Below are 18,643 nucleotides of genomic sequence, written 5' to 3' on the forward strand. Positions count from 1 at the left end.
AGATTTAACATCTCAGGTTCTTTTCTTTCTCTTTTTGAAAATGGTATAATATAGTGAGAAGGATAGAGGAGAAGTGTAAATTGATCGCACAACTAGATACAAAAACAGTCTATAGTTTTATGGAGAGTGTCATTTCAATCACCAAGTATGTGAGAGCAGCTAAAGAATTCGGCTACACTCATCTGGCTATAATGGATATTGATAATCTTTATGGTGCTTTTGACTTTCTAGAGGTTACAAAAAAATACGGCATTCATCCTTTATTAGGGCTTGAAATGAATGTGCTTGTGGATGCTCAGGAAGTGAATTTGCGCTTTTTAGCTCTATCTAGTGTAGGCTATCAGCAGTTGATGAAACTTTCAACAGCCAAGATGCAGGGGGAGAAAAGTTGGTCAGTTCTATCTCAGTATCTAGAGGATATTGCGGTAATTATGCCTTATTTTGATGGACTGGAGTCGTTAGAACTAGGCTGTGATTACTATATTGGAGTTTATCCAGAAACACTGGCAAGCGAATTTCATCATCCTATTTTACCCCTCTATCGGGTCAATGCTTTTGAAAGTAAGGATAGAGAAATTTTGCAAGTTTTAACAGCGATTAAAGAAAATCTACCGCTCAGAGAAGTTCCTTTGCGTTCGAGACAAGATGTTTTTATATCAGCAAGTTCTTTAGAGAAACTATTCCAAGAACGTTTTCCTCAAGCCTTGGAAAACTTAGAAAAGCTAATTTCAGGTATTTCTTATGACTTGGATACTAGTTTGAAACTGCCTCGTTTTAATCCAGCTAGACCAGCAGTAGAAGAGTTGAGAGAACGTGCTGAATTGGGACTTGCGCAGAAGGGGTTGACTAGTAAAGAATATCAAGACCGTCTAGACCAAGAATTGGCTGTTATTCATGATATGGGCTTTGATGATTATTTCTTGGTTGTCTGGGATTTATTGCGTTTTGGACGTTCGAATGGCTACTATATGGGAATGGGACGGGGTTCCGCAGTTGGTAGCTTGGTTTCCTATGCTTTAGACATTACAGGGATTGATCCAGTTCAGAAAAATCTGATTTTTGAACGTTTCCTCAATCGTGAACGCTATACCATGCCTGATATTGATATTGATATTCCAGATATTTATCGTCCAGATTTTATCAGATATGTTGGTAATAAATATGGTAGTAAGCATGCGGCTCAAATCGTTACTTTTTCTACCTTTGGGGCCAAGCAAGCTTTACGTGATGTTTTGAAGCGTTTTGGTGTGCCAGAGTATGAATTGTCCGCAATTACCAAGAAAATCAGTTTTCGTGATAATCTTAAGTCGGCCTATGAGGGCAATCTCCAGTTTCGTCAGCAAATTAATAGTAAGTTAGAATACCAAAAAGCCTTTGACATTGCTTGCAAGATAGAGGGCTATCCAAGACAAACCTCTGTCCATGCAGCTGGTGTTGTGATCAGTGACCAGGATTTGACCAACTATATCCCTCTGAAGCATGGTGATGAAATTCCACTGACTCAGTATGATGCTCATGGAGTTGAAGCTAGTGGGCTTTTGAAAATGGACTTTCTGGGACTACGAAATTTGACCTTTGTTCAGAAAATGAAAGAGTTGCTTGCTGAAACCGAAGATATTCACTTGAAAATTGAAGAAATAGATTTGGAAGACAAAGAAACTCTAGCTCTTTTTGCCTCTGGAAATACAAAAGGTATCTTTCAATTCGAGCAACCGGGTGCTATTCGCCTACTCAAGCGTGTGCAGCCAGTCTGTTTTGAAGATGTCGTAGCAACTACTTCCTTAAATCGACCAGGTGCTAGTGATTATATCAATAATTTTGTAGCTAGAAAACATGGGCAGGAAGAAGTGACTGTTCTAGATTCAGCTCTGGAGGATATTTTGGCTCCAACTTATGGCATTATGCTCTATCAGGAGCAGGTTATGCAGGTTGCTCAGCGATTTGCTGGATTTAGTCTTGGGAAGGCCGACATTTTGCGTCGAGCTATGGGTAAAAAGGATGCCTCTGCCATGCATGAAATGAGGGCTTCCTTTATTCAAGGCTCCATAGAAGCTGGTCATACTGTGGAAAAAGCAGAGCAGGTTTTTGATGTTATGGAGAAGTTTGCAGGTTATGGTTTTAACCGATCTCACGCCTATGCCTACTCAGCCTTGGCCTTCCAGTTGGCTTATTTTAAAACACATTATCCAGCTATCTTTTATCAGGTCATGTTGAATTCTTCCAACAGTGATTACCTAACAGATGCACTTGAAGCAGGCTTTGAAGTAGCACCATTGTCCATCAATACCATCCCCTATCATGATAAAATTGCTAACAAGTCCATCTATCTAGGTCTGAAGTCGATTAAGGGAGTCAGCAATGATTTGGCTCTTTGGATTATTGAAAATAGACCTTATTCTAACATTGAAGATTTTATAGCTAAATTACCTGAGAATTATCTGAAACTTCCTCTGTTAGAGCCATTAGTAAAAGTCGGTCTTTTCGATTCATTTGAGAAAAATCGTCAAAAAGTATTTAATAATTTAGATAATCTATTTGAATTTGCGAAAGTGTTAGGAAGCTTATTTGGTGATACTATATATAGTTGGCAGGAATCGGAAGATTGGACAGAACAAGAAAAATTCTATATGGAACAAGAGCTTCTAGGAGTGGGAGTTAGCAAACATCCACTACAAGCTATTGCAAGTAAGGCTATCTACCCAATTACACCAATCGGAAATTTGTCAGAAAATAGTCACTCAATTATATTGGTTGAAATTCAGAAAATAAAAGTGATTCGGACCAAAAAGGGTGAAAACATGGCATTCTTACAGGTAGATGATAGTAAGAAAAAATTGGATGTTACTCTCTTCTCAGACTTATATCGTCAGGTTGGGAATGATGTTAAAGAAGGTGGATTCTACTACATCAAAGGAAAAGTCCAGTCACGTGACGGCCGTCTGCAAATGATTGCACAAGAAATAAGAGAAGCGGTAGCTGAGCGCTTTTGGATTCAGGTGAAGAATCATGATTCGGATCAAGAAATTTCGAGAATTTTAGACCAATATAAAGGCCCAATCCCAGTCATCATCAGGTATGAAGAGGAACAGAGAACGATTGTTTCTCCCCATCATTTTGTGACTAAATCTGATGAATTAGAAGCGAAATTGAATGGAATCGTTATGAAAACGATTTATCGCTAAAATTACGGAAAATAGAGGAATTTTCCAATTAAATGTGATATAATCAGTAAGAATGTTAAAAGAAAAAGGAGCATAACCAATATGAAACGTATTGCTGTTTTGACTAGTGGTGGAGACGCCCCTGGTATGAACGCTGCCATCCGCGCAGTTGTTCGTCAAGCAATTTCAGAAGGAATGGAAGTGTTTGGTATCTATGACGGATATGCTGGTATGGTTGCCGGTGAAATTCATCCCCTAGATGCAGCTTCAGTAGGAGACATCATTTCTCGTGGTGGTACTTTCCTTCACTCAGCTCGCTACCCAGAGTTCGCTCAACTTGAAGGGCAACTTAAAGGGATTGAGCAATTGAAAAAACACGGGATTGAAGGTGTAGTTGTTATCGGTGGTGACGGATCTTACCACGGTGCTATGCGTTTGACTGAGCATGGCTTCCCAGCTATCGGTCTTCCAGGTACAATCGATAACGATATCGTTGGTACTGACTTCACAATCGGTTTTGACACAGCGGTTACGACTGCTATGGATGCTATCGATAAGATTCGTGATACGTCATCAAGTCACCGTCGTACTTTTGTTATCGAAGTTATGGGACGTAACGCAGGTGATATCGCTCTTTGGGCAGGTATCGCAACTGGTGCTGATGAAATCATCATTCCTGAAGAAGGCTTCAAGATTGAAGATATCGTAGAAAGCATTAAATGTGGTTATGAGTGTGGTAAAAAACACAACATCATCGTCTTGGCAGAAGGTGTAATGTCTGCAGCTGAATTTGGTCAAAAACTAAAAGAAGCTGGGGATACAAGCGACCTTCGTGTGACAGAACTTGGACATATTCAACGTGGTGGTTCTCCAACTGCGCGTGACCGTGTTTTGGCATCACGTATGGGTGCACATGCTGTTAAACTTCTTAAAGAAGGTATCGGTGGTGTTGCGGTTGGTATCCGTAACGAGAAAATGGTTGAAAACCCAATTCTTGGAACTGCAGAAGAAGGAGCATTGTTTAGCCTTACTGCAGATGGTAAGATTGTGGTTAACAACCCACACAAGGCTGACCTTGAGCTATCTAGCTTGAATAAGAGCTTGTCATAATTTATAATTTAGTTAATAAGACCAAAAAGGTCATATATATAAAGGAGTCACAAAAATCATGAGTAAACGTGTAAAAATCGTTGCAACTTTGGGACCTGCGGTAGAAATCCGTGGTGGTAAAAAATTTGGTGATGACGGATACTGGGGTGAAAAACTTGATGTTGAAGCTTCAGCTAAAAACATTGCCAAATTGATTGAAGCTGGTGCTAACACATTCCGTTTCAACTTCTCACACGGTGACCACCAAGAACAAGGTGAGCGTATGGCAACTGTTAAACTTGCAGAAAAACTTGCAGGTAAAAAAGTTGGTTTCCTTCTTGATACAAAAGGACCAGAAATCCGTACAGAATTGTTTGAAGCTTCAGCTAAAGAGTATTCATACAAAACTGGTGAGAAAATCCGTGTTGCAACTAAACAAGGAATCAAATCAACTCGTGATGTGATTGCATTGAACGTTGCTGGTGCTCTTGATATCTATGATGATGTTGAAGTTGGTCGTCAAGTTTTGGTTGACGATGGTAAACTTGGTCTTCGTGTGGTTGCTAAAGATGATGCAACTCGTGAATTTGAAGTTGAAGTTGAAAACGATGGCGTAATTGCTAAACAAAAAGGTGTTAACATCCCTAACACTAAAATTCCTTTCCCAGCTCTTGCTGAACGTGATAACGACGATATCCGCTTTGGTCTTGAACAAGGTATCAACTTCATCGCGATTTCATTCGTACGTACTGCAAAAGACGTAAACGAAGTTCGTGCAATCTGTAAAGAAACTGGAAACGGACACGTTCAATTATTCGCTAAAATCGAAAACCAACAAGGTATCGATAACTTGGATGAAATCATCGAAGCTGCTGATGGTATCATGATTGCTCGTGGTGACATGGGTATCGAAGTACCATTCGAGATGGTTCCAGTTTACCAAAAAATGATCATCACTAAAGTGAACGCTGCAGGTAAAGTTGTTATCACTGCAACAAACATGCTTGAAACAATGACTGAAAAACCACGTGCAACTCGTTCAGAAGTATCAGACGTATTCAATGCTGTTATCGACGGTACTGATGCTACAATGCTTTCAGGTGAATCTGCAAACGGTAAATACCCACTTGAGTCAGTAACTACAATGGCTACAATCGACAAGAACGCTCAAACCCTTCTTAACGAATACGGTCGTTTGAACTCAGATTCATTTGAACGTAACTCTAAGACAGAAGTAATGGCTTCAGCTGTTAAAGATGCTACTAACTCAATGGATATCAAATTGGTTGTAACTCTTACTAAGACAGGTCACACTGCACGTTTGATCTCTAAATACCGTCCAAATGCTGACATCTTAGCATTGACATTCGACGAATTGACAGAACGTGGATTGATGTTGAACTGGGGTGTTATCCCAATGTTGACAGATGCTCCATCATCAACTGACGATATGTTTGAAATTGCTGAACGTAAAGCAGTTGAAGCAGGTCTTGTACAATCTGGTGATGATATCGTTATCGTAGCTGGTGTACCACTTGGAGAAGCTGTACGTACAAACACAATGCGTATCCGCACAGTACGTTAATTAAAATGAAAAAAACCTATCACATCAAGCTTTCTAGCCTGTATGATAGGTCTTTTTTTGTACCAGGGGGCAAAAAAGGGGGCAATCTTTTTACTTTCGATTTAATGGGACGGTATCAAGTGCGTCAAATACTGCTTGCTCCAGACTTTTTGTAACGTGACTATAGATCTAATTGGTAGTTTTCGGATTTATGCTCAAACTGTGATATGATAGCTTTTAAAGTTATGTTGTTTTTTACGTAAACTTCATAAAATGTTTAGTTAAGATAGAGATAAAAAATAACTCCCTGATGACTCAAGGAGTTATTTCTATCTAAATTAGTTTTTAGAAGCTGCTTGGAATTCTGGATTTTTCCATGCTTCGTCAATGATAGCTTGCAATTCTTTAGCAGATGCTTGCATTTTTTGAGTTTCTGCGTCGTTCAATGGGATATTTACTGGACGAACAATACCATGTGCACCAACAACAGCTGGTTGACCGATAAAGACGTTTTCAACTCCGTATTGACCTTCTTGGAATACTGAAAGTGGAAGTACTGCGTTTTCATCATCAAGGATAGCTTTAGTGATACGAGCAAGAGCAACTGCGATACCGTAGTATGTTGCACCTTTTTTGTTGATGATTGTGTAGGCAGCATCACGAACACCTTCGAACAATTCAATCAATTCAGCTTCTTGAACATTTTGAGTGTCTTTAAGGAATTCTTCAAGGTTTACACCAGCGATGTTAGCGTGTGACCAAACAGCGAACTCAGAGTCACCGTGTTCACCCATGATGTAGGCGTGCACTGAACGAGCATCAACATCAAGTTTTTCAGCAAGTGCTTGACGGAAACGAGCTGAGTCAAGTGAAGTACCTGAACCGATAACGCGTTCTTTAGGGAAACCAGAGAATTTCCAAGTTGAGTAAGTCAAAACGTCAACTGGGTTAGCAGCAACAAGGAAGATACCTTTGAAACCTGATTCAACAACTTGAGTTACGATTGATTTGTTGATAGCAAGGTTTTTACCTACAAGGTCAAGACGAGTTTCACCTGGTTTTTGAGGCGCACCTGCAGTGATTACAACAAGGTCAGCGTCTGCACAGTCAGAGTATTGAGCTGCATAGATTTTTTTAGGTGAAGTGAAGGCAAGGGCGTGACTAAGGTCAAGCGCGTCACCAACAGCTTTTTCATGCAATTGCGGAATTTCGATAATTCCAAGCTCTTGTGCAATTCCTTGGTTAACAAGTGCAAAAGCGTAAGAAGAACCTACAGCACCATCACCGACAAGGATAACTTTTTTGTGTTGTTTAGTTGAAGTCATTATTCTAAACATCTCCTTAATTTTATTCAGGGATTTCCCCAGTTATTTCAATTTTATCACTTTTGAAAAGCTTTGTCACGGATATACATTTCAGTTCTTGATGTAAACGTTTTAGTGGTTTTAGATACCTGAAATATAGCGGACATTATGGTATAATATAGTTAATTACTAATAGTGAAATGAGGCATTTATTAATGCAGGATAGAAATTTAGTGAATGTCAATCTGACAAAGGAGATGAAGACGAGCTTTATTGACTACGCTATGAGTGTTATCGTAGCGCGGGCTCTTCCTGATGTTCGAGATGGCTTGAAACCCGTCCACCGTCGGATTCTCTACGGAATGAATGAATTGGGTGTTACTCCAGACAAACCTCATAAAAAATCTGCTCGTATTACAGGGGATGTCATGGGTAAATACCACCCACACGGGGATTACTCTATCTATGAAGCCATGGTCCGTATGGCTCAATGGTGGAGTTACCGTTACATGCTTGTAGATGGTCATGGGAACTTTGGTTCCATGGACGGTGATGGTGCTGCCGCCCAGCGTTACACTGAGGCACGTATGAGCAAGATTGCTCTGGAAATGCTTCGTGATATTAACAAAAATACAGTTGATTTCGTTGATAACTATGATGCCAATGAACGTGAACCCTTGGTCTTGCCAGCACGTTTTCCTAATCTTTTGGTTAATGGAGCAACTGGTATTGCGGTTGGGATGGCAACCAATATTCCACCTCATAACCTTGGTGAAACCATTGATGCAGTGAAGTTGGTCATGGACAATCCTGAAGTGACCACTAAGGACTTGATGGAAGTCCTGCCTGGACCAGATTTTCCAACTGGTGCTCTTGTTATGGGGAAATCAGGTATCCATAAGGCTTATGAGACAGGTAAAGGTTCTATTGTTCTTCGTTCTCGTACTGAAATCGAAGAAACTAAGACAGGGCGTGAGCGCATCGTTGTAACAGAATTTCCTTACATGGTTAATAAAACCAAGGTGCACGAGCATATTGTTCGTTTGGTTCAGGAAAAACGCATTGAGGGGATCACAGCAGTACGTGATGAATCAAACCGTGAAGGTGTTCGATTTGTTATCGAAGTCAAGCGAGATGCCTCTGCCAATGTTATTCTTAATAACCTTTTCAAGATGACCCAGATGCAAACCAACTTTGGTTTCAATATGCTTGCTATCCAAAATGGTGTGCCGAAGATTTTATCCCTTCGTCAGATTTTAGATGCTTATATCGAGCACCAAAAAGAAGTGGTTGTTCGTCGGACACGTTTTGATAAGGAAAAAGCAGAAGCACGTGCGCACATCTTAGAAGGTCTCTTAATTGCGCTAGACCATATCGACGAAGTGATTCGCATCATCCGTGCTAGTGAAACGGATGCGGAAGCACAAGCTGAGTTGATGAGTAAGTTTAAGCTTTCTGAACGTCAAAGTCAAGCCATCCTAGATATGCGCCTTCGTCGTTTGACAGGATTGGAACGCGATAAGATTCAGTCTGAATATGATGATCTCTTGGCTCTGATAGCGGATTTAGCAGATATTCTAGCTAAACCAGAACGTGTTTCTCAAATCATTAAAGATGAATTAGACGAAGTCAAGCGTAAGTTTGGCGATCAACGTCGTACTGAATTAATGGTCGGTGAAGTCTTAAGCCTTGAAGATGAGGACTTGATTGAAGAATCAGATGTCTTAATTACGCTTTCTAACAAGGGCTACATCAAACGTCTGGACCAAGACGAATTTACCGCTCAAAAACGTGGTGGTCGTGGTGTTCAAGGTACGGGAGTTAAGGATGACGATTTTGTTCGTGAGTTAGTGTCAACTAGTACTCATGATCACTTACTCTTCTTTACAAATAAAGGCCGTGTCTATCGCCTGAAAGGCTATGAAATTCCTGAGTATGGTCGTACAGCCAAGGGCTTGCCGATTGTCAATCTTTTGAAATTGGATGAAGGCGAAAGTATTCAAACCATCATCAATGTCGAGTCTGAACGCAGTGATGATGCTTATCTCTTCTTCACAACCCGTCATGGTATTGTGAAGAGAACCAGCGTCAAGGAATTTGCTAACATTCGTCAAAATGGACTTAAAGCACTGAACCTCAAAGATGAAGATGAGTTGATTAATGTCTTGTTGACGGAAGAAGATACAGACATTATCATTGGTACCAAGTTTGGTTATGCAATTCGCTTTAATCAATCAGCCGTTCGTGGAATGAGTCGTATCGCTACGGGTGTGAAAGGTGTTAATCTCCGTGATGGGGACACAGTTGTTGGTGCTAGTGTGATTACAGACCAGGATGAGGTTCTGATCATCACTGAAAAAGGATATGGTAAGCGCACCGTTGCGACTGAATATCCAACAAAAGGTCGTGGTGGTAAAGGGATGCAAACTGCTAAAATTACTGAAAAGAATGGTTCCCTTGCTGGTCTTATAACAGTTAAAGGCGATGAAGATTTGATGATTATCACTGATACAGGTGTCATGATTCGAACCAACGTTGCCAATATTTCACAAACAGGTCGCTCAACTATGGGAGTTAAAGTGATGCGCCTGGACCAAGATGCTAAAATTGTAACCTTTACTACGGTTACAGCGGCAGAAAAAGAAGAAGTTGGGGCAGAAAACGAAACAGAAGGTGAAGCATAATGTCTCATAAAAAGAACAAAAAGAAAACAAACCGTAAAAATTTACTAATCAATATCCTGGCAGGATTTTTAATTCTCTTGTCACTTGCTTTGATTTTCAATTCAAAAATTCGTGATATGTTCATGGTGTGGAATACCAATAAATACCAAGTCAGCCAGGTATCAAAAGAAAAATTAGAAGAAAATCAAGATACAGAAGGAAATTTTGACTTTGATTCAGTAAAAGCTATCTCGTCAGAAGCTGTCTTATCCTCACAATGGGATTCGCAAAAATTGCCAGTTATCGGTGGAATTGCTGTCCCTGAGGTAGAAATTAACTTGCCTATTTTTAAGGGACTGGATAATGTCAATCTCTTCTATGGAGCTGGTACAATGAAGCGTGATCAAGTGATGGGGAAAGGAAACTATTCCCTTGCGAGCCATCACATCTTCACGGCGGAAAACGCCAGCCAAATGCTCTTTTCTCCATTATCACGCGCTAAAAATGGGATGAAAATTTATCTTACTGATAAGGATAAAGTTTATACCTATGAAATCCGTGAAGTGAAGCATGTGACTCCAGATCGCGTTGATGAGATTGATGACCGTACTGGAGTTGATGAAATCACACTTGTAACCTGTGTTGACTATGATGCGACAGAACGTATTATCGTAAAAGGTGACTTGAAAGATACAAAAGATTATTCACAAACACCTGAAGAAATTCTAACAGCTTTCAATCAACCATATAAACAACGTTATTAAAGATAAATCAGTAAAATCTTAGGTTTTACTGATTTTTTATAGATTGAATTTCAAAATAAACTGTTATGAAATACAGAAAACGTTTCCTTAATTCTAAAGTTTGTGATATAATTATCAGGTAAAAAAATTTTAGGAGTTTATTATGGTTTCTTCAGAATTTATCTCAAAGATTGAATTTGCTTGCAAGAAGAAGGAAAGTCTTTATAGTCAAAGCAAATTTAAGTATGCGATTCGTTCTATGTTCGCAGGTGCATTTTTAACCTTCAGTACTGCTGCTGGTGCAGTTGGGGCTGACTTGATTAATAAAATTGCACCAGGTAGTGGACGCTTCCTCTTCCCATTTGTCTTTGCTTGGGGCTTGGCCTACATTGTTTTCTTGAATGCTGAGTTGGTAACATCAAACATGATGTTCTTGACTGCTGGTAGTTTCTTGAAAAAAATCTCTTGGAGAAAAACAGCTGAGATTTTACTTTACTGTACCTTATTCAACCTTATCGGAGCTTTAATAGCAGGTTGGGGCTTTGCTCATTCGGCAGCCTATGCAAATCTGACACACGATAGTTTCATCTCAGGGGTTGTTGAGATGAAGTTAGGCCGTTCAAATGAATTAATCTTGCTTGAGGCGATTTTGGCAAATATTTTCGTAAATATTGCGATTCTTTCATTTGTTTTGGTCAAAGATGGTGGTGCCAAACTTTGGCTCGTTTTATCAGCAATTTACATGTTTGTATTCTTAACAAACGAGCACATCGCTGCGAACTTTGCTTCTTTTGCGATTGTAAAATTCAGTGTTGCTGCGGATTCAATTGCTAACTTTGGTGTTGGAAATATGCTTCGTCACTGGGGTGTAACCTTCATTGGGAACTTCATTGGTGGTGGTCTTTTGATGGGTCTTCCATACGCCTTCCTCAATAAAAACGAAGATACTTATGTAGATTAAGAAAATGAGCACGATTAAGTCGTGCTTTTTTCCTTTTTAAAATAAAGTAATAGCTATTTCTTATATCAAAATATAGAAAACTGATATTGGTAAACTATAACTTAAGGTGCTACAATATCCTTAATCAAACTATTTGGAGGTCGTTTTATGACTCGTGATTTTAAATTTGAAACCTTGCAACTACATGCTGGTCAAGTTGTGGATCCAGCCACCAAGTCTCGTGCAGTACCAATTTATCAAACAACATCCTTTGTTTTTGATGATACGCAGGAAGGTGCGGATTTGTTTGCCTTGAGAAAACCAGGAAATATCTATACTCGTATTACCAATCCTACAACAGCGGCCTTTGAAGAAAGAATCGCTGCTCTTGAAGGTGGTGTTGGAGCTCTTGCAACCGCATCAGGTATGGCAGCAGTGACTTATACGATTTTGGCTCTTGCCCATGCTGGTGACCATGTAGTGGCTGCTTCGACTATTTACGGTGGAACTTTCAATCTTTTGAAAGAAACTCTTCCTCGTTATGGTATTACAACAACCTTTGTCGATGTTGATAATTTGGAGGAAGTAGAAGCAGCTATCAATGACAATACCAGGCTTGTCTTGATTGAAACCTTGGGCAACCCCTTGATTAACATTCCAGATTTGGAAAAATTGGCAGAGATTGCTCATAAAAATCAGATTCCACTTGTTTCCGACAATACCTTTGCAACACCTTACTTGATTAACGTCTTTTCTCACGGTGTTGATATTGCCATTCACTCTGCGACTAAATTTATCGGGGGTCATGGTACGACTATTGGTGGAGTGATTGTCGATAGCGGGCGTTTTGACTGGGCGGCTTCAGGAAAATTCCCTCAATTTGTTGAGGAAGACCCAAGCTACCACAATTTGAGCTATACTCGTGATGTGGGGGCAGCAGCCTTTATTATCGCTGTCCGTGTTCAATTGCTTCGTGATACAGGGGCGGCCTTGTCACCATTTAATGCCTTCCTCTTGCTACAAGGACTTGAAACCCTTTCTCTTCGTGTGGAACGCCATGTGCAAAATGCTGAGAAAATTGTTGATTTCCTTGTCAACCATCCTAAGGTAGAAAAAGTCAACTATCCAAAACTTGCTGATAGTCCTTACCATGCCTTGGCTGAGAAATATTTGCCAAAAGGTGTGGGTTCCATCTTTACCTTCCATGTCAAAGGTGGGGAGGCAGAAGCACGCAAGGTCATTGATAATTTGGAAATCTTCTCTGACCTAGCAAACGTAGCAGATGCTAAATCACTTGTTGTCCATCCAGCAACAACCACTCACGGTCAATTGTCAGAAAAAGATCTGGAAGCTGCAGGTGTCACACCAAACCAAATCCGCTTGTCAATCGGTCTTGAAAATGTAGAAGATTTGATTGAAGACTTGCGCTTGGCCTTGGAAAAAATTTAAAGAAAAAGAAGATAAACAGTGGGTTTCGACTCACTGTTTTTGATTTTCCCTCAGGCATGATATAATGGTTACAGAAGTCTAGAAAGAGGAACGATATGAACGAAATCAAATGCCCCAACTGTGGGGAAGTCTTTACAGTAAATGAAAGTCAGTATGCCGAACTTTTGTCCCAAGTGAGAACAGCAGAGTTTGATAAGGAATTGCACGATCGGATGAAGCAGGAACTGGCCTTGGCTGAGCAAAAGGCCATGAATGAACAACAGTCTAAACTGGCTCAAAAAGACCAAGAAATTGCGCAATTACAGAGCCAAATCCAAAACTTTAATACAGAAAAAGAATTGGCCAAGAAAGAGGTTGAACAGACAAGCCATCAGGCTTTATTAGCAAAGGACAAGGAAGTACAGGCCTTGGAAAACAAATTAGCTACCTTGCGTTTGGAGCATGAAAATCAACTGCAAAAGACACTTTCTAACCTAGAAAAAGAACGAGATCAGGTCAAAAATCAGCTCCTTTTACAAGAAAAGGAAAACGAGCTTTCTCTTGCTTCTGTTAAACAAAACTATGAAGCCCAGCTTAAAGCAGCAAGTGAACAGGTCGAGTTTTATAAGAATTTTAAGGCTCAACAATCGACAAAAGCTATCGGGGAAAGTCTGGAACAGTATGCAGAGAGTGAGTTTAACAAGGTCCGTAGTTTTGCCTTTCCCAATGCCTACTTTGAGAAGGATAACAAGGTCTCTGCGCGTGGGTCTAAGGGGGACTTTATTTTCCGTGAATGTGATGAAAATGGGGTCGAGATTATCTCCATTATGTTTGAGATGAAAAATGAAGCAGATGGAACAGAGAAGAAGCACAAGAATGCAGATTTTTACAAGGAATTGGACAAGGACCGTCGGGAGAAGAACTGTGAATATGCCGTTTTGGTGACCATGCTTGAGGCCGATAACGATTACTTTAATACAGGGATTGTTGACGTCAGTCACGAGTATGAAAAGATGTATGTGGTCCGTCCTCAGTTCTTTATTCAGTTGATTGGGCTTTTGCGAAATGCGGCTCTTAATTCCCTTAAATACAAGCAAGAGTTGGCCTTGGTTCGCGAACAAAATATTGACATTACGCATTTTGAAGAAGACTTAGATGCCTTTAAACTAGCCTTTGCTAAGAACTATAACTCAGCTTCGACTAACTTTGGCAAAGCTATCGATGAAATTGACAAGGCCATCAAACGCATGGAAGAGGTCAAGAAATTCCTAACCACATCTGAAAACCAACTTCGCCTTGCAAACAACAAATTGGAAGATGTTTCCGTCAAAAAATTGACACGTAAAAATCCAACCATGAAAGCTAAGTTTGAAGCTCTGAAAGGGGAGTGAGATTATCTTAAAAACAGGAGTGTTATATGAAAAGAACTATAGAAATTATTAGAACATGGTCAGCTGATAAAATTGAATTAATTTTTCTTAAAAGCTGGAGCTACTTTGCTAGCTCATTTAGCTAGTTTGTTTGTATAAATTAGTTTGTAATTTTTTATAGGAGTTTTTTATGTTAGATAATATTTCTAAGAATATCTCGAATTGGTCATCAGGTCGAATTTGCAGTATACTGGAGGTTTTTATTTTATTTTATCTACGTTGGATAATTATAGCAACAGCAATTAGTTTATTATTCGTAAAATCAACCGTCTTGACTACATTATTGCTTATATTTCTAACATTACTGACTATTATCGTTGTAATAACTCATTTTTTAGTAAATCACGTTGCAGAAGTTATTTTATACGAGCAAGTGAATTTTATAAAATATATTTCCCTTTTAACTGAAACTTATGAAAGGCGTCCTGATAATAGAACAGGGAATTTAAATGCATTAAATCTGGGTTTAGCAAGGTGTGCTTTCTATCAAGGGAATTTTAGTGAGGCAATCCAATATGCTGAACGAATAAGTGTTAAAAGTTCTAAATTGAATTTGAAACGTATTTATGAACTAAACATCGTATTTATAGAATCATTATCATACCTTTATTTAAGGGAGAGAGATGAAATTTCTAAACTTTTAGTATCTTGCGATTGGGAAAAAATTAAAAGAATTGATAAAAATAGAATGTTGGATTTAATTGAACCAGTATCAAAAATACTCAATGGAGAAGTTACAGACTACTTCGACACCACCGAACCAGAAAATAAGTTGGCTCGAATCATGTTTTCTTATTATGGCGCTCTCAATGCCCAATTAAAAGGAGATGAAGCTCGTGCTCGTAGTTTGTTTGAAAGCATAGCCCATGAAAATCCAGAGCTCTTTTATGTTCAGGAAGCGCAGAAATATTTAGAATTAGTGAAATGAGAATAATATATGAAATTAGTAAAAAAAATAGTCAGTTCAGCGACGGAGGATATCTTACTTCAAATAGAAACTATTATTCAACTTAGTTCAGTCTTAGGAATATCTTTGGGAGTGATAGCAGTGATTCTAGAATCTAAAGGTAATGAAAAATTATGGTCGTTAATATTTATATCATTGATGTTGGGATTCCTTATTCTTGTTTTATATTTACGAGTTGTGTCCAACAAGGTTATCTATTTAATGTTACACGATTCTATTGATCTTAAGCTATATGAAGACATGTTAAGAGTTCAATCAGAAAAATCTATTAAGCCCTTTAGAGCAACATATCGTGAGAATTACCAAATTATCCAAGGTCGAGTGGCTTATTTAAAAGGAGATTTTCAAGCTGCCAAGGAAAATATGTCCAAATATGATTTGAAAAAAATTTGGAAGAGATTCAGAACCCCTGCGTTTTTAATATCAAGCTTTGAACTATTAACAGTTTCCATTCATCTCCAAGATGTGCAAGATATTGCTTTCTTTGAGGAACAATTGTCCAAGGCACCAGATTTTAAAGGAGGCAAAGCTACACTTGTTGCTCAAGCCCAAGCCATAAAAGATATTGTGTTCAATAAAGAAGCGAACGACTACTTCGACATTACTGAACCAGAAAGTAAGTTAGCTCGAATCATGTTTTCTTATTACGGCGCTCTCAATGCCCAATTAAAAGGAGATGAAGCTCGTGCCCGAAGTTTGTTTGAAAGTATCGCCCATGAAAATCCAGAACTCTTTTATGTTCAGGAAGCGAAGAAATATTTAGAATCAGTGAAATGAGAGTAATATATGAAATTGATTGAAAAAATAGTAAGTAGGGCGACAGAAAACACTCTGTTACAAATAGAAACTATTAGTCAACTTAGTTCAGTCTTAGGAATATCTTTGGGAGTGATAGCAGTGATTCTAGAATCTAAAGGTAATGAAAAATTATGGTCGTTAATATTTATATCATTGATGTTGGGATTCCTTATTCTTGTTTTATATTTACGAGTTGTGTCCAACAAGGTTATCTATTTAATGTTACACGATTCTATTGATCTTAAGCTATATGAAGACATGTTAAGAGTTCAATCAGAAAAATCTATTAAGCCCTTTAGGGCAACATATCGTGAGAATTACCAAATTATCCAAGGTCGAGTGGCTTATTTAAAAGGAGATTTTCAAGCTGCCAAGGAAAATATGTCCAAATATGATTTGAAAAAAATTTGGAAGAGATTCAGAACCCCTGCGTTTTTAATATCAAGCTTTGAACTATTAACAGTTTCCATTCATCTCCAAGATGTGCAAGATATTGCTTTCTTTGAGGAACAATTGTCCAAGGCGCCAGATTTTAAAGGAGGCAAAGCTACACTTGTTGCTCAAGCCCAAGCCATAAAAGATATTGTGTTCAATAAAGAAGTGAACGACTACTTTAACATTACTGAGCCAGAAAGTAAGCTAGCTCGAATCATGTTTTCTTATTACGGCGCTCTCAATGCCCAATTAAAAGGAGATGAAGCTCGTGCCCGTAGTTTGTTTGAAAGTATCGTCCATGAAAATCCAGAGCTCTTTTATGTTCAGGAAGCTAGGAAGTATTTAGAAAAATAAGCTGATATAGTTTTAAAATCTGTCTAAGATAGAATATGTTGATGTAAAGTGAAAAGGGAATTAGAAAGCAAAAATGAACGGTATTATCAACTTAAAAAAAGAAGCGGGCATGACCTCGCATGATGCGGTTTTTAAACTGCGTAAGATTTTGGGAACCAAGAAGATTGGTCATGGTGGAACCTTGGATCCGGATGTGGTGGGTGTTTTGCCCATTGCGGTTGGCAAGGCAACACGCATGGTCGAGTTTATGCAGGATGAGGGCAAGGTCTATGAGGGGGAAATCACTCTGGGCTATTCCACGACGACAGAGGATGCTAGTGGGGAAGTGGTCGCAGAGACACCTGTTTTATCGCCCTTGGATGAAAAGCTTGTTGATGAAGCAATCGCCAGTCTGACTGGGCCTATTACCCAGATTCCACCTATGTATTCGGCTGTAAAGGTCAATGGTCGCAAGCTTTATGAGTATGCGCGTGCTGGCCAAGAAGTGGAGCGTCCAGAACGTCAGGTGACCATTTATCAATTTGAGCGGACAAGTCCGATTTCTTATGAGGGGAATCTTGCACGCTTTACTTTTCGTGTAAAATGCAGTAAAGGGACTTACATCCGTACATTGTCAGTTGATTTGGGAGAGAAGCTTGGTTATGCGGCCCATATGTCTCACCTGACTCGAACTAGTGCAGCTGGTTTACAGTTAGAAGATGCTCTTACCTTGGAAGAAATTGCTGCAAAAGTGGGGGCTGGCCAATTGGACTTTCTTCATCCTCTAGAGATTGGGACAGGAGACCTTGTCAAAGTTTTCCTAACTCAAGAAGAGGCTACAGAAGTACGCTTTGGTCGTTTTATTGAGTTAGAACAGTCGGATAAGGAATTAGCTGCTTTTGAAGGAGATAAATTGTTAGCTATTCTAGAAAAACGGGACAATCTCTACAAGCCAAGGAAGGTTTTTAGCTAGTCTAACTGGGGTGTAAGGAGTGTTGTTTCCCCTAGATTATCCAAACCAGACTATAAATTTTGTAAAAAATATGATAGAATAGACGACGGATAAAAAAACGGAGGATAGCATGCAAAATAGACCAATCATTATCGGAGTGACAGGTGGTTCTGGTGGTGGTAAGACCAGTGTTTCAAGAGCCATTTTATCGCATTTTCCTGATGAAAAGATTTCCATGATTGAGCATGATTCATACTACAAGGATCAGTCTCATTTGACCTTTGAAGAGCGTGTCAAAACCAACTACGACCATCCTTTTGCCTTTGATACAGACTTGATGATCGGGCAGATTAAGGAATTGTTGGCAGGGCGTCCGGTGGACATCCCGACCTATGACTATACAGAACATACACGAAGTAGCAAGACCTATCGTCAAGAACCTCAAGATGTCTTTATCGTTGAGGGGATTTTGGTCTTGGAGGACAAGCGTCTGCGCGATTTGATGGATATTAAGATTTTTGTGGATACGGATGATGATGTGCGCATTATTCGTCGTATCAAGCGTGATATGGAAGAGCGTGGCCGTAGCCTTGATAGTGTTATTGACCAGTATTTAGGCGTAGTCAAACCTATGTACCATCAGTTTATCGAGCCAACCAAGCGTTATGCGGATATTGTCATTCCTGAGGGAGTCAGTAACACAGTGGCTATCGATCTTTTGACAACCAAGATTGCAAAGATTTTGGAAGAAGCTCGAAACAGCAAATAAACAGATGTGGAGGCCCTGCCTCCTTTTTCTATTTTTCCCTCATAATGGTACATAAATGGAGATTTTT

Annotated in this window: 14 protein-coding genes; 13 read left to right on the forward strand and 1 reads right to left on the reverse strand. The window is 39.3% G+C overall.

The features are described from left to right. The first annotated feature begins 80 nt into the window (after positions 1–80). The 3 genes from STYK_RS04880 (at position 81) to pyk (ending at position 5,835) form a co-directional block, all read left to right on the forward strand. Positions 81–3,182, forward strand: a complete 3,102-nt coding sequence (locus tag STYK_RS04880; RefSeq protein ID WP_261805338.1) for a DNA polymerase III subunit alpha — start codon at positions 81–83, stop codon at positions 3,180–3,182. Positions 3,183–3,263: 81 nt separating this feature from the next. Beyond that, a complete protein-coding gene (pfkA, locus tag STYK_RS04885; RefSeq protein ID WP_000820863.1) occupies positions 3,264–4,271 on the forward strand; it encodes a 6-phosphofructokinase in 1,008 nt (335 codons plus the stop codon). Between the two features lie 58 nt (positions 4,272–4,329). Further along, entirely contained in the window at positions 4,330–5,835 is a 1,506-nt protein-coding gene (gene pyk, locus STYK_RS04890) for a pyruvate kinase (RefSeq protein ID WP_261805339.1), read from the forward strand. 317 nt (positions 5,836–6,152) lie between these two features. On the opposite strand, the gene STYK_RS04895 is transcribed toward pyk, so the two are convergent. Beyond that, positions 6,153–7,139 (reverse strand): L-lactate dehydrogenase, encoded by a 987-nt coding sequence (locus STYK_RS04895; RefSeq protein ID WP_000204726.1) that lies wholly within the window; start codon positions 7,137–7,139, stop codon positions 6,153–6,155. A gap of 194 nt (positions 7,140–7,333) precedes the next feature. On the opposite strand from STYK_RS04895, the gene gyrA reads away from it, so the two are divergent. The 10 genes from gyrA (at position 7,334) to udk (ending at position 18,576) form a co-directional block, all read left to right on the forward strand. Continuing rightward, positions 7,334–9,802: a DNA gyrase subunit A gene (gyrA, locus tag STYK_RS04900; protein WP_261805340.1), complete on the forward strand. Its 2,469-nt coding sequence runs from the start codon at positions 7,334–7,336 to the stop codon at positions 9,800–9,802. Beyond that, positions 9,802–10,545, forward strand: coding sequence for a class A sortase (locus tag STYK_RS04905; RefSeq protein ID WP_261146535.1), 744 nt, complete (start codon positions 9,802–9,804; stop codon positions 10,543–10,545). Before gyrA ends, STYK_RS04905 begins: the two co-directional genes overlap by 1 nt. Before the next feature lie 142 nt (positions 10,546–10,687). Further along, on the forward strand, positions 10,688–11,485 hold the full coding sequence (locus STYK_RS04910) for a formate/nitrite transporter family protein (RefSeq protein WP_000254781.1): 798 nt from the start codon (positions 10,688–10,690) through the stop codon (positions 11,483–11,485). Positions 11,486–11,632: 147 nt separating this feature from the next. Then, positions 11,633–12,913 carry an O-acetylhomoserine aminocarboxypropyltransferase/cysteine synthase family protein gene (locus tag STYK_RS04915; protein WP_261805341.1) on the forward strand — a complete coding sequence of 427 codons (1,281 nt, stop codon included), beginning with the start codon at positions 11,633–11,635 and terminating at the stop codon, positions 12,911–12,913. A gap of 95 nt (positions 12,914–13,008) precedes the next feature. Further along, entirely contained in the window at positions 13,009–14,283 is a 1,275-nt protein-coding gene (locus STYK_RS04920) for a DUF2130 domain-containing protein (RefSeq protein WP_261044190.1), read from the forward strand. A 169-nt stretch (positions 14,284–14,452) separates the two neighbouring features. Further along, positions 14,453–15,250: a hypothetical protein gene (locus STYK_RS04925; RefSeq protein WP_261805342.1), complete on the forward strand. Its 798-nt coding sequence runs from the start codon at positions 14,453–14,455 to the stop codon at positions 15,248–15,250. 9 nt (positions 15,251–15,259) lie between these two features. Continuing rightward, entirely contained in the window at positions 15,260–16,066 is an 807-nt protein-coding gene (locus STYK_RS04930; protein ID WP_261805343.1) for a hypothetical protein, read from the forward strand. A gap of 9 nt (positions 16,067–16,075) precedes the next feature. Further along, the gene (locus tag STYK_RS04935) at positions 16,076–16,876 is read left to right on the forward strand and encodes a hypothetical protein (protein WP_261805344.1); all 801 of its coding nucleotides are present in this window, start codon (positions 16,076–16,078) and stop codon (positions 16,874–16,876) included. 73 nt (positions 16,877–16,949) lie between these two features. Continuing rightward, complete coding sequence (truB, locus tag STYK_RS04940) at positions 16,950–17,828, forward strand: tRNA pseudouridine(55) synthase TruB (RefSeq protein WP_261805345.1); 879 nt, start codon at positions 16,950–16,952, stop codon at positions 17,826–17,828. Positions 17,829–17,937: 109 nt separating this feature from the next. Beyond that, positions 17,938–18,576, forward strand: a complete 639-nt coding sequence (gene udk / locus STYK_RS04945; RefSeq protein WP_261805346.1) for a uridine kinase — start codon at positions 17,938–17,940, stop codon at positions 18,574–18,576. The last annotated feature ends 67 nt before the right edge of the window (positions 18,577–18,643 follow it).

This window comes from Streptococcus toyakuensis (assembly GCF_024346585.1).
GTDB lineage: Bacteria > Bacillota > Bacilli > Lactobacillales > Streptococcaceae > Streptococcus > Streptococcus toyakuensis.